Origin of the sequence: Kribbella sp. NPDC056951, assembly GCF_042674205.1 — a bacterium.
Classification (GTDB): Bacteria; Actinomycetota; Actinomycetes; order Propionibacteriales; family Kribbellaceae; genus Kribbella; species Kribbella yunnanensis.
On the sequence record NZ_JBHUQZ010000002.1, the window covers coordinates 1,028,988 to 1,041,928 of the forward strand.

At 67.4% G+C, this 12,941-nt stretch carries 10 protein-coding genes; 2 read left to right on the top strand and 8 right to left on the bottom strand.

What is annotated here, in order from left to right; genetic code table 11:
- Window positions 1-17 precede the first annotated feature (17 nt).
- From ACFTSF_RS12140 to ACFTSF_RS12165, 6 genes are read right to left on the bottom strand one after another with little or no spacing between them, the layout of a single operon-like run.
- The gene (locus ACFTSF_RS12140; protein WP_380153862.1) at window positions 18-1,943 is read right to left on the bottom strand and encodes a glycoside hydrolase family 43 protein; all 1,926 of its coding nucleotides are present in this window, start codon (window positions 1,941-1,943) and stop codon (window positions 18-20) included.
- Window positions 1,940-2,584, bottom strand: a complete 645-nt coding sequence (locus ACFTSF_RS12145) for a hypothetical protein (protein WP_380153863.1) — start codon at window positions 2,582-2,584, stop codon at window positions 1,940-1,942. Before ACFTSF_RS12145 ends, ACFTSF_RS12140 begins: the two co-directional genes overlap by 4 nt.
- Entirely contained in the window at window positions 2,584-3,402 is an 819-nt protein-coding gene (locus ACFTSF_RS12150; protein WP_344163348.1) for a carbohydrate ABC transporter permease, read from the bottom strand. The genes ACFTSF_RS12145 and ACFTSF_RS12150 overlap by 1 nt, the downstream gene beginning before the upstream one ends.
- Window positions 3,399-4,271 carry a carbohydrate ABC transporter permease gene (locus ACFTSF_RS12155; protein ID WP_380153864.1) on the bottom strand — a complete coding sequence of 291 codons (873 nt, stop codon included), beginning with the start codon at window positions 4,269-4,271 and terminating at the stop codon, window positions 3,399-3,401. Before ACFTSF_RS12155 ends, ACFTSF_RS12150 begins: the two co-directional genes overlap by 4 nt.
- A gap of 3 nt (window positions 4,272-4,274) precedes the next feature.
- Window positions 4,275-5,543, bottom strand: coding sequence for an ABC transporter substrate-binding protein (locus ACFTSF_RS12160; protein ID WP_380153865.1), 1,269 nt, complete (start codon window positions 5,541-5,543; stop codon window positions 4,275-4,277).
- Window positions 5,544-5,554: 11 nt separating this feature from the next.
- On the bottom strand, window positions 5,555-6,583 hold the full coding sequence (locus ACFTSF_RS12165; protein ID WP_380153866.1) for a hydroxyacid dehydrogenase: 1,029 nt from the start codon (window positions 6,581-6,583) through the stop codon (window positions 5,555-5,557).
- A 91-nt stretch (window positions 6,584-6,674) separates the two neighbouring features.
- Between ACFTSF_RS12165 and ACFTSF_RS12170 the strand changes: the two genes are divergently transcribed.
- Complete coding sequence (locus ACFTSF_RS12170; protein WP_380153867.1) at window positions 6,675-7,763, top strand: substrate-binding domain-containing protein; 1,089 nt, start codon at window positions 6,675-6,677, stop codon at window positions 7,761-7,763.
- Here ACFTSF_RS12170 and ACFTSF_RS12175 read toward each other — a convergent pair.
- The gene (locus ACFTSF_RS12175; RefSeq protein WP_380153868.1) at window positions 7,735-9,588 is read right to left on the bottom strand and encodes a DUF2264 domain-containing protein; all 1,854 of its coding nucleotides are present in this window, start codon (window positions 9,586-9,588) and stop codon (window positions 7,735-7,737) included. The two genes, ACFTSF_RS12170 and ACFTSF_RS12175, sit on opposite strands and share 29 nt — an antisense overlap.
- Window positions 9,588-11,387 (bottom strand): heparinase, encoded by a 1,800-nt coding sequence (locus ACFTSF_RS12180; protein WP_380153869.1) that lies wholly within the window; start codon window positions 11,385-11,387, stop codon window positions 9,588-9,590. The genes ACFTSF_RS12175 and ACFTSF_RS12180 overlap by 1 nt, the downstream gene beginning before the upstream one ends.
- A 923-nt stretch (window positions 11,388-12,310) precedes the next feature.
- On the opposite strand from ACFTSF_RS12180, the gene ACFTSF_RS12185 reads away from it, so the two are divergent.
- Window positions 12,311-12,940: a DUF1961 family protein gene (locus ACFTSF_RS12185; RefSeq protein WP_380153870.1), complete on the top strand. Its 630-nt coding sequence runs from the start codon at window positions 12,311-12,313 to the stop codon at window positions 12,938-12,940.
- Window position 12,941: the final 1 nt, after the last annotated feature.

A 12,941-nucleotide genomic window follows, 5' to 3' on the forward strand; every position in this document is an offset into this window, starting at 1 on the left:
AGCTGACGGCGACTCGACTACGTCGGCTGGCTGATCATTAGCCAGCTGATCTGGATGTCGGGTGAGCGGGTTGGGGCGATTGTGACGGTGAGCTTGCCGTCGGTGCCTACTGCGACGCCGTCGTACGCGGCGGCTTCGTTGGTGGCGGTGAAGAGTCGTTGCTGGTCGACGACGGTGCCGTTGATCGTTACCTGGGCGGCGCGGTTGGCCCAGGGCCAGGGGTCGAAGTAGCCGGCGTGGACGGTGTAGGTGCCGGGGGCGAGACCGCCGAAGGTGTAGACGAGGGGCTCGTGGTTCTTGGCGTAGCGCAGGGTGCTGTAGAGGTCGCCGTTGGCCGGGCCGGCCGGCGCGCTGTCGCCGGTGTAGCCCCAGGTCTGGCCGGTGACTGGGTCCGTGCCGAGGGGTTGTTCGGGGCTCGAGTTCAGCAGCGAACCCGCCCGCGTGAGCACCTGCCAGTCCGTGGTGGCGATGCCGCCGGCGTTGACGGCGTACCGCAGGCCTTGTGGTACGACGACGATCGAGCGGGTGAAGGCGCGGCCGTCCGCGAGTGTGCCGCGCAGGCTTGCCGTCCCCGGCTTGGCCACACTCGTGGCGTCCCAGGTCACGCCGACGGAGGTCACCCGCGAGCCTGTGCGCACCTGGACCTTGGTGGGCAGCTTGCTGGTGTCGCCGAGTTGGAGGCTTTCCGGTAGCGGCGTCTCGACGGTCCAGCGGCGGTAGGGCTGGAGGTCGTCCAGCTTCCACTCCTGGTCCGGGCCGATCGACAGGCTGCCGCCTTCGCCGAAGGACATCGGCATCCAGACGTACGGCGCGTTCGCGAGATCGTTCGGGGTCCAGCGGTCACCCATGAAGACGAACTTGTTGCGTTTGGCATCGATCGGGATCACGTTGGTGCTCTGCGACCGGTAGGTGTTCGCGGCACCCGGGCCGGTGATCGGGTTCCCCTGGTCGGCGTACTGGCCGAGGATCGTGCTGGAGGTCGCGTACCGCGCCGGGTTCGGGTCCCAGCCGGTGGCCCCGGACGTCACCAGGTAGTACCGGCCCTCCGACTTGAACATCGCGGGCGCCTCGCGCTGGTTGCAGGCCAGCGTGCGGACAAAGTCCTTGCCCTGTACGGCGTTCTCCGGCCGCGCGGACAGGTAGGTGTAGTCACGGTTGAGCTTCGAGATGTACATCGTCCGGTTCTCTTCGGACGAGTAGATGATGTAGGCCTTGCCGTCGTCATCTACGAACAGGCTCATGTCCCGCGCCATCCCACCGGCCGGGTCGAACGCGGACGACGTACCGCACCACGGCACCGAATCACTCGGCACGCGGTTCAGCCGGTACGAATCGATCCAGCGGAACGGGCCCTTCGGCGAATCCGCGATCGCGACTCCAGCCTCGGCGCGCGCGTACGTCGACGTACTGGTCGGTGAGGACGGTCCGTCGGAGTGCACCCACATGATCCACTTGCGCGTGGCCTGGTTGTAGATCACCTTCGGCCGCTCGAGGATCGACGGCCGGGCCCAGCCGTCGGTGCGGACGCTGTTGGTCGACAGGTCCCGCCAGACGACGTCCTTCTGCGCGGGGCTGTACTTCTTGTACAGCTTGCTGAAGTACGCGTCGTTCTCGAACTGGTCCGGTGAACTCATTGCCCGCAGTGCGAGCCCTTCGTCCTTCCAGTTATAGAGGTCGTACGACGAATAGAGGTGCACGCCCGGGCTGTCGAAGTAGCCTTTGCTGCGGTCCTCGCCGTACCAGTACCAGATCCGCCGGCCGCGGTGATCGGTCGACGGCACGACCTGTCCACCGTGCGCCTGGATCACTTGACCGTTCGTGTCTTTCCACTCGCTGCCGGGGCGGAACGAGTCGTACGCCGGTGCCGCCGGCGCAGCGACCGCGGTCGTGCTGAGCACGGCCAGGGCGGCGGCGAGCACAGCGAGTGGTCTGAAAATTCTCATCCGGTTCTCCTCACAATTCGAGCGAGCTGGGCTTGAGTGTTCGTGTGCACGACCCACAGGGCGCATCCCGGCAAGGTCGCGAGCCCTACCAGCGGCGCCTGACTGACAATCACCACCACCACGCCAAGGACGCCAAGTGACAACAGACTCAACCCCCACCCGCGCACCGCGCTGTAGAGGGCGAGCCGCACAGGCGTTCCAACCAGAGCGAGAGCGTTGAGTGCACCAACAGCAATCAGCAGCAGCAACACGGCGAGCAGCGGCACCGCGGCCGGGAGCGACTTCGCCAGCACCTTGATGTCCGTGACCAGTACCCCGCTCAGGCCGCCCGCGACGACCGCGATCAGCAGCGAACGCCGAGCGCGCGACCGCATCAGGCGGAACAACCTCGTCAACGGCGGACGCGGGTCGTCGTCGGCGTAGTACCCGAAGGCAGCCGCGACGGCCGGTGCCAGCGGTAAGGCCAGCACCCCGAAGAACACGGGATAGCGCCACGGCTCGGCAACCGCCCCGAGTGCCAGCATCAAAGGTGCACCGGCAAGCGCCAGCAGCAGATTGACCGCGAGGACCCGGTGTGCGAACGACCACAGCGTCTCCCAGAGATCCGCCCGGACATTCACCCGCGCCAGCGGCGACGCCATCACTTCAGCCCGCTCGTCGCGATACCGCGCACGAAGTACTTCTGGCCGAGCAGGAAGATCACCAGGATCGGCAGCACCGACAGCACCGAGCCGGTCATGATCATCGCGTACTCGGCGTCGTACAGGCCGACGAACGAGCGCAGGCCGAGCTGAATCGTCCACAACCTGTTGTCGGTCAGGTAGATGAACGGGCCCATGTAGTCGTTCCACGTGTTGACGAAGGTGAGCAGGGCCAGGCTCGCCAGCGCCGGCTTCGACAACGGCAGGATGATCCGTGCCCAGATCCCGTACTCGTTCAACCCGTCGAGTCGCGCGGCCTCACTCAGCTCGTCGGGAATCGTCAGGTAGTACTGGCGCATCAGGAACACCCCGAACGCGCTGAACGCCTGCAGCAGGATCAGCGACAGGTGCGTGTTCACCAGACCCGCCTTCTGCATGATCACGTACTGCGGCACCATGTATGCCTGCCACGGCACCGCGATCGTCGCGATGTAGGCCAGGAACAGCACGTCCCGGCCGGGGAAGCGCACCTTGGCGAACCCGTACGCCGCGAAACTGCCGGTCAGCACCTGCAACGCGGTGATCGTGATGCTGAGGAAGACCGAGTTCCGCAGGTAGGTGAGCAGCGGGATCCGCTCCCAGATGGTCGCGAAGTTGCTCCAATGGAACTCGGCCGGGATCCAGCGCACCGGCACCGAGAAGACCTCGGCGTCGAGTTTCAGCGACGACGACACCATCCAGGCGAACGGCACCAGCACCGCCACCGACAACGCGACCAGCAGCACGTAGGCGAGTCCCCGCCGTACTGACGCCGTCATGCCTCGCTCCTTCGTTGCAGGCGGAACTGGACGACGGTGATGGTCAGCACGATCACGAACAGCACCATCGACACCGCGGACGAGTAGCCGAACCGGCCTTGCACGATGCCTTCGCGGTAGATCACCTGGGACAGCACCAGGGTGGCCCGGCCCGGACCGCCCTCGGTCATCACCTGGATCAGGTCGAACACCTTGAAACTCGAGATCGTCAGCATGATCAGCACGAAGAACGTGGTCGGCCGCAGCCCCGGCACGGTGATGTACCGGAACCGTTGCCAGCCGGTCGCGCCGTCCACCTGAGCCGCCTCGTAGAGCTCGGCGGGAATCGTCTGCAACCCGGCCAGGTAGAGGATCAGGTAGTATCCGAGGTCACGCCAGACACTCGCCACGATGACGGCCGGCATCGCCCAGGTCGTCGAGGTGGTCCACCCCGGCGGCTGGTCGATGCCGATCGCCCGCAGGAACTGGTTCACCGGTCCTTGCTCCGGGCTGAGCAACATGTTCCAGACGACCGCCACCGCGACCAGCGAGGTGATGTAAGGGAAGAACAGTGCGGTCCGGAAGAACCGCACACCCTTCAGCTTCTGGTTCAGCAGTACGGCGAACCCCAGCGCGGCCGCCAGAGTCAGCGGCACGTGCCCCACCGCGTAGTACACCGTATTGCCCAGTGCGGTCCAGAAGTTGTCGTTGTGGATCATCCGCTCGAAGTTGTCCAGCCCGACCCAGCGCGGTGTGCTGTACGAATCCCAGTCCAGGAAGGACAACGCGAGCGAGGCGATCACCGGGACGAGCGTGAGCGCGGCGAACCCGAGGAAGTTCGGCAGGATGAAACTCCAGCCGACCCAGGTCCGGCTGCGGGTGGTGGTCACAGCTCAGCCGACCTCGTTCTTGACCCGCTTGGACATCTCGGCCAGGCCGTCGTCGAGCGACTTCTGCCCGGTCATGATCAGCTCGTGCTCCTCGGTCAGGATCTGGTCGACGTCGGAGGACTTGTCGCTGATCGGCATCTCCAGTACGACGTTGTCCGGCTTGAACGCCTTCTTGGCCACCGCGTCGCTCGGCACGCCCGGCAGCGCGAAGTACGTGTCGAGGATCTGCTGGCTCTGCAGCGACGGCGTGACACCGGCCTTGGCCACCGCGGTCGCACCGGCCTCACTCGACGCCCACTCGACGAACTTCTTCGCAGCCTCGGCATGCTTGGACTTCTTGTTCACGGCGAACGCGGTCGGCGAACCGAAGCTGGTCACCTTCCCGTCGGCGGCGCGCTGCGGCAGCGGCGCCACTCCCCACTCGACCTTCGTCTTACCCGCCTTGGCGTCGGCCAGCAGGGTCGCGGCGTACCAGGTCCCCATCGGCAGCAGCGCCGCCTTGCCGGTGGAGAACATCGTGTTGTAAGAGACCTTCTGGCTCGACGCAGTTGCCCACGGCAACAGTGCGCCGTCCTGCTGCAACCCCAGCGTCATCGCGTACTGGTCCTTCATGAAGTTGTAGTCGCCACCCAGCAGGTTGCCGCCGGTCTGTGCCGCGGACGTCGCCTGCACGATCGAGCGCCAGGTGTGCTGGTAGGCGCCGTACACCTTGTTTGCTCCGTCGCCCTTGGTCAGGCTCTTGGCCAAGGTGGCGTAGTCGGCCCAGCTCAGGTTCTGCAGCTTGGACTCGGGCACACCGGCCTGCTTCAGCAGGGTCTTGTTGTAGTACAGCACCCAGAAGTCCTGCCGGTAGGGCAGCGCGAAGTACTTGCCGTCTAGGTCGTAGGCCTTCAGCCCCGAGTACTTCGCCGGGTCGAGCTTGGCCGCCTGGTCGGTGAGCGGCAGCAGCTGTCCGCGCGTGCCGAACCGCGAGTAGTCGATGACGTTCTTCATCGTCAGTACGTCGGTGGTGTCGCCACCGGCGAGCATCGTGGTGACCTTCTCGGCGTAGTCGTCGGCGAGGATGTCCACCGGCTCGACCTTGATCTCGGGGTTGGCCGCCTGGAAGCCGTCGATGATCGCCTTGAACTCCGGCGTGGTGGCGTAGTTCCAGAGCGCGACCTTGATGGTCTGCGGCCCGTCGGCGGCCGGCTCCGGTGAGCCGCCTCCGCAGGCGGTGAGCAGCGCCAGCGCTGCCGCGCCGGCCAGGGTGGTGACGAGGTGTCGCCTCACAACGATCTCCTTCAGGCAGTCAGTGGGAAAGCGTCGGCCGTGATCCGGCCGTGGACGGGTTCACCGGCCACCCAGCGGGTGAGCTCGGCGAGCATGTGATCGGTGAGGCGATGAATCTCGGTGCCGAGCGAACCGGCGATGTGCGGGGTGACCATCACGTTCCGGACCGCCCGCAGCGGGGACTCGACCGGCAGCGGCTCGGGGTCGGTCACGTCGAGGATCGCGAACAGCCGGCCGGTGCGGCACTCCGCTGCGAGCGCCGCAGAGTCGACCAGACTCCCCCGCGCCGTGTTGACCACCGTCGCGTAGTCCGGCAACTGTGCGAGCTCGGCCGCGCCGATCATCTGCCGCGTGCTGGGTAGCTCCGGCGCGTGCAAGGTCAGTACGTCGACCCGGGACAGCAGCTCGCCGAGATCCACGAGACGTGCGCCGGCCGCCGCCACGGCGGCCGGGTCGGCATGCGGATCGGCGACTAGGACGGTCGCGCCCTCCAGGGTCTGCAGCAGGTCCACGACCCGGCGGCCGATCCGCGAGAAGCCGACGACGCCGATCGTGCGCCGGAAGTTCGAGAGGTCCCCGAAGCCCTGCGGGCGGGACCAGCCCTGGTACGCCGTACTGGCATCGGCCGCGAGGAACGGTGCCTTCTTCCCGGCGAAGATGACGGCGGCCAGCGTGTACTCCGCGACCGGGACGGCGTTCGCGTCGGCGGCGCTGGTCACCACGAGATCGCGACTCCACAGGCTGTGGTCGGCCACCGACCGGATGCTCCCGGCCGCGTGAAAGACCGCCTGCAGCTTGGGTGCCGCCGCCAGCCGCTCCGCCGTCAGCCGGGGCGCACCCCAGGAGGTGACGAGCAGCTCGGCGGTCGCCAGCCGTTCCCGCGCTTGCGGCGAGTCGAGTTCGTCGGTCCAGATCGGATCGGGTAGCGCCACCAAGGCGGCCAGTCGCTCGAGCCGGGTCTCGTCGAAATGCGCAGCGAACACCTCGCGATCCATGACGACCAGCGCCTCATGGCGGTAAGCGGTTACCGTTGCTGTCATGTGAACATGAGATGACCAGAGTGTTCAGCTCCTCTACGGCTCGTACAGGCTTGATCGGAAACATTCAGACTCGAACATCGGGGTGAGGCGGGTGTCAGAGGATCGGTTGTTCGGGGTCCAACGCCACGAGCGGGTGATGGACGAACTGCGCCGGCACGGTTCGGTCCGGGTCCGCGAGCTCGCGGAACTGTTCGGCGTCAGCGAGCTGACCATCCGGCGCGACATCTCCGCGCTGGCCGCCCAGAACCTGCTGACCAAGGTGCACGGCGGCGCGACGCTCCCGACCGAGCTCGCGCCGGTGGCACGGCGCCGTACCGCGGCCACGCCTCGGTTCACCATCGGCATGGTCGTGCCGTCACTCGACTACTACTGGCCGCCGATCGTCGGCGGAGCCCGCTCGGCGGCCGCCGCTCTGGGCGTCGCGATCCAGCTGCGTGGCTCGAGTTATGACTGGGCCGAGGACCGTCGGCAGATCATCCGGCTGATCGAGGCCCAACAGGTCCAGGGCCTGCTGCTCGCGCCGAACCTGGAGGGTGAGGACGTCGGCGAGATGATCGACTGGATCTCCAAACTCCCGGTACCGGTGATCCTCGTCGAGCGGCAGCCACCGCGCTGGACACCGACCCAGCACCAGGTCGAATGGGTCCGCAGTGACCACGCTCTCGGCGTCGAGATCGCCGTACGGCATCTGTATGCCCAAGGCCACCGCAATCTCGCGCTGCTGCTGTCAAAGGGCAGTCCGACCTCCGCACACCTGGCCGCCGGGTGGGCCCTGGTCTGCCAGGACCTCGGCATCTCGCCCGACCTGGTGATCCGCGAGTCGGTGAACATGGACCAGCCGCGCCACCGCGACATCGTCGCGCACGTCCTCGACCGCTGCCGTTCGGCCGGCACGACCGCCCTCGTCGTGCACTCCGATCCCGACGCGATGGCGGTCGCCCAGTACTGCGCCGAACAGGGCATCAGCATTCCTGGCGACCTGGCCCTGGTCTCCTACGACGACGAGATCGCCCACCTCGTCGAGCCAGCCCTGACCGCGATCCGCCCGCCAAAACCCGTCGTCGGCCGCACCGCCGTCGAGCAGATGGTCGCCCGTCTCACCGAAGGCCGCCGCCGCCCACCCCAACGAGTCCTCATCGTCCCCGAACTCGTCATCCGGGACTCGTCAATACCTCGCTGACACCGTCCGACCACGCCACCAGAACGCGGTCACCTTCCACCTGTACATCGGGCAGCGGCTCCGGATCACCACCGGCCAGGGAGACGATGGCGACGTACAACGCACCCGGTACGGCGGTCGCCCGCGCGAACGGGATGGCCGTGTGGTTGCCGAGAGCATCGGTCTGGTCGGTCCGCCGAATGTCTTGGGTGGTAAGGCCCCGGACGGATGACACCAGCGCGCCGGTGCGGATTTCGGCAGCCTGTTCGGCAGTAGGTTCGGTGTCGGCTGTGAGGGGCCAGCCGGAGAATTCGATCTGCCAACCGGGCTCGAGCTCGGCGTCCGGATCGATGCGCACGGCCCGTACTTCGTGACTGCCGCGAAGCACCGAGGTCATCGCGACAACGGGCCCGGCCACGACCGCTCCCCCGCGTCCTGAGCCATGTTCAGGGCTGTTGTCGTCGGCGGTTCGGACCCAGTGCAGCGAGGCGATCGACGAGTTCGGGGTGACGGCGGTGAAGCCGTTGCGGTGGGCGAGGCCGAGTTCGGGGTGCACGATCGTGACGCTGTTCTCGAGCGGCTGCGCCCAGTACGGCGTACTGAGTGGCGGCATGGTGTGGGTCGAGTACCCGAGGCGGGCGTACAGCGGTGAGTCGGCGCGTTCGTCGCCGGGGACAGAGTGGTCGGTGCCGTGGTTCACGACCCGCACGATCCCGTCCGACCGCGTTCCGCTGACCAGCCAGCCCGACTCCGCGATCTCGCGGGTGAAGTCCGAATCCTCGACAGGTAAGGGTTTCTCGGCCGCGGTCCACACCGGATGATCGGCCGGGAGCATCAGGCCGAGCATGCCTTTCACCGCCCAGTACGGCGAGCCCGGGCCGGAGTACGACTGCGCGATCGCCGGCCATTCGCCGTACCAGCCGAGGGTGAGCAACCCGCGCTCGTCGGGGACCTTGTGATCGAGGAAGTGTTTGAGGATTCCCGAACTCGCGCGACGCAGGACACCGGGCGCGAGCTCGGTGGCACCGGTGATCGCGCCCATCCACAGCGGTGCCGCGGCAGCGAAGCGGTAGGTCAGACTGCGACCCTGGACCAGCGGCGAACCGTTGGCGCCGATCAGGTGCACCGTCGAGTCGAGGAACTCCGACAACCGGTCCCGCCACGCGTCCTGCAGCTTCACGTCGCTGAGCCCGGGATCCATCGATGCCCAGAGCAACGGATAGACGTGCAGCGCCCAGCCGTTGTAGTGGTCGAACGCTCGCTCCGGACCGTCGGCGTACCAGCCGTGGCCGCGGTACAAGGACTCGTGTACGGCGAGGCCGCTCTCGATGTCGTCGCGGGACCAGGGTCCACCGACCGACTTCAGGAACGTCTCCACGACGATCTGGAACCAGACCCAGTTGATCGGCGGATACTGCTCGCCGACCACGGTCGCCAGCCAGGCAACGATCTGCGCACGATCGCGATCGTCGAGCCGGTCCCACAACCATGGTCGACTGAGGTGCAGGCCGAGCGCGATCGAGCAGGCCTCCACCTTGGCCTGCCCGAGCTGGTCGGGCCGCGGCCACCCCTGCGGCCCTGTGCCGACCCGCAGACCCTCGGCGTACCACCCCGCGAGGTCGTGCGGATCCTTGCCGTCCTCCCCCTTCAGCCGGATCGCCGCCAGCAGGAAGGATCGCGCGAAGGCCTCCAGCGAATCACTGTCGGGCCCGTACGCACTCTGCGGTCCAGGCAGGTCGATCCGCGCATGATCGGGCGAGGCCCAACCGCGCAACGACAGCAGCAGCTGATCGGCAACCGCGGCCCAGGAGTCGCGGGTCAGTCCAGTGAAGCGAGCATCCGTCATCAGGTCACCGTCAGTTCGAATCGATTGTTGCCTGCCGCAAGGATCAGGCGATGGACGGCAGAACCCCACACCCCCTGCAACAACTCGTCGTCAACAACACGCCGCGACAGCTCCCCGGTACCGAGACGGGCGTCCCACTGCAGTTCGGCAATGCTGCCACCGAGCGTCTTGACCACGAGGCGGCCAGGCTCGTGCGCGACCGGCTGTCCGGCAATCACGAAGTGTTCGACGACCTCGCTCCCCGCAGCCCAGGTGTCAACAACCCGGACGCACCGATCCAATGTCACCACCCGGCGAAGACTCCCGCTGGGATAAGCATCCGACAGATCAACGTCGACGCCATTGCCCTGTACGGCGAACTCTGCCGCCCGCCATTGCGAACCTGCCTCCTGTTCGCGGCCGTCAACCACCGGCACGTTGTGCCATTCGCTTCGGACCGCCCATTGCTCGTACCGGCGATCCGAGAACGAGATCGCGGTGTACGTCGGCTGCCCGAGATCGATCAGCACCGGCACCGCATCAAGCGCGGCGATGAACGAGCCCACGTCATTGTGGTTGTGGTTCTCGTCGTTGTGCCCACCCTTCACGGCAAGCGTCCACCCCGCGGTGGAACCACCCTCCTGCCGAGTCACCAGCAACTGCACCTCAGGCAGCCAACTGGAGCGAGGCAACGGCAGCGGTACGACGGTCGCCTGCAACCACTCGTCGTCGACCAATGCGACCAAGGCTCGTCCGAGACCGACGACGGCCGCCGCCTGATCGCGGTGTGCGGCCGCCTGAGCCATCACCTCCCGATCGCCAATCCGGCGACCCCAGCGGTGCAACACATCCCACGGTTGGTCGGGGTTCGGCCGGGCCGGGCCATCACCGACATTCACGTACCAGCCGTCACCCAACGCCATCCGCTGCGGATACCGGGCGAGCTCGGCCAACGGCTCGACAGACCAAGGATCCAGCGCGCCCAGCGTGATCCGGTCGAGCAACTCGAGTGCCGACGCCAACCGCGCCGGCCCGTTCCACCAGTACGCGTAACCTTCGTCGCAACCACCGTCGGCCGGCAGCGCGCGCAGATACCGGTCGAGCCCATCGACAACCAGGTCGACCACCTGCCCCCGCCGTACCGGGTCGTCCTCCAGGAACAGCGCCGCGGCCAGGACATGCCCGTGGATCCACGGGTTCCAGTTGTGCAGGTGACCGTCGAGTCCGAGCCAGTGCCAACGCCGGTCCTCGAGGAACGGCCGCAGTACCCGCCGATCGGCCTCGTCCCGCAACCGCCGGCGCAGACCCGGCACGCGCGCATCCAACGCCGGCCCGAGCACGAGGTCAGCCCATGCCAGCACCTCCACCGTCTCCGCGGCCCCCAGATCGAGGTACGGCGTACTGGGATCCGCCACGACCTCACCCCGAGCCGTCGCGAACGACTCATGCGCAGCCCAGCACCAGGTCGTCTGTTCGCACAGCAACAACAACCCGTCGGCGGCCTCGTCGACGTACTGCTGATCCGCAGTCAGCACAGCAGCCTGCACCGCCGCACTCGTCCGCCGCAGCCGCTCCCCCACCGGACCCTCGTACGCCGTCCGCACCCCGTCCCGCCAGTAGCGAGCGAAGTCCGACAACAACGTCTGCGGCCACGGCCGAGAGCGATTCGCCGCAGCCCGCTCAACCACCGCCTCCGACGCACGCGACGCCCACACCTCACGCCGGTCGATGTCCGGCACCCCGCTCCGCTCGCGCGCACACTCCAGAGCCTCAGCCCGGACCGCCGGATCCAGCGCCTGCCAGCGCCGAGCAATGGTCATCCGGCCATGCTCTCCTGCGCCGAGCGCACCGACCACCAACCGATCACACTCGAACAGACCCGCTCCGACCCGCAACCAGCTGCCGGCGTTCCCGCAATGCCGGTTCTAAGGCTTGCCTCTGCGGTATCCGGGGTCCCGTGGCCGCAACGTCGGAAGAACCCGCAGACGTGGTCTCCGGATCGTCGGACGTTGAGCCGCGGAGGTCGCGTTGGTCGGCAATTTTGGGGCGATATACGCAAAAAAAGTACCGGCTAACGCGCGATCGGCAGCACGGGCGTGCGTGAGGCGTGGATCAGCCGGTAGCCGGTCTCTTTCCCGCACCGCAACCACAGCCCGGCAACCCCAAGCAACCTGCAGGCGGTCACCGACCGCACCACCCACCCCAGCCACCGCGTCGCCCAGCCACACTGTCTTCTTAGTCGGCCGGAAGCGGCGATCAGCCACAGCGCACGTCCCCGGCCGAGTCCTTTCGCGCCTGTACCCCGGACTCGACCACCAAAGGCGGCCGACCAAAACCAGAGGGCGGGCCACGCGGGAGGCTGGGCTGGTTGGCGAGGCCGGTGACCGCGGCTTCACGTCGTCTGGGGCTGACGGGCTGTGGCTGGGGTGCGTGAGGCTCGAGGTCTTGCGTTAGTCGGAGGATTTTCGGGTCCAGGCGCCGATTCCGTTCCGACTAACGGGGCCAGACATCCGCGGGAGCGCGATCGCGGGCCGGCGGTCACCTTGAGCACCCACCGACCATCCGGCCCCCACCGAGACGGTCGAGCCGTGCTCAACGTCGCCCCGACCACCGCACCTTGAGCACCCCTCAACCACCGTCCGGCAGCGCACGTGGCTGACCTGTGCACAACGTCGTACCGGCTCATGGTGAGAAGCGCATACGAAGCCGGCCTTGGGCGTTCCGGTGACGTAGGCTGCCGCGGGTGCTGTACAACAACCCGCTGGCGGCGGCCGACGATCTGGCCGGTTTCCGGCTCGAGGGCGACGGCGCTGTCTCGTTCCCGATGGGCCGGCTGCGGCTGGAGAGCACGCGCTCGCCGGACGACGGCCAGGATGCGAACGTCGTCCTCTGGTGCCCGGAGGACTTCCCGGCCGATGTCGTGGTGGAGTGGGACTTCTGGCCGATTCGCGAGCCGGGTCTGTGCATCTTGTTCTTCCACGCGGCAGGCCGCTACGGCGAGGACCTGTTCGACCTCGCGCCGCGCACCGGCCCGTACGAGCAGTACCACCACGGCGATCTCGACACCTACCACGTCTCCTACTTCCGCCGCCGCTGGCCGGACGAGCGCGCCTTCCACACCTGCAACCTGCGCAAGAGCCACGGCTTCCAGCTCGTTGCCCAGGGCCCCGACCCACTGCCGTCGGTGGCGGACGCGCAAGGCCCGTACCGGATGAAGCTGTCGGTACGCCGCGGGCTGATCACATTCGCCGTCAACGACCTGGTCAGCTTCGAGTGGTACGACGAGCATCCGCTGGCCGGCGGCAAACTCGGCCTGCGCCAGATGGCTCCGATGATCGGCGAGTACGCGAACTTGCGCGTGACCCACGCCTGAG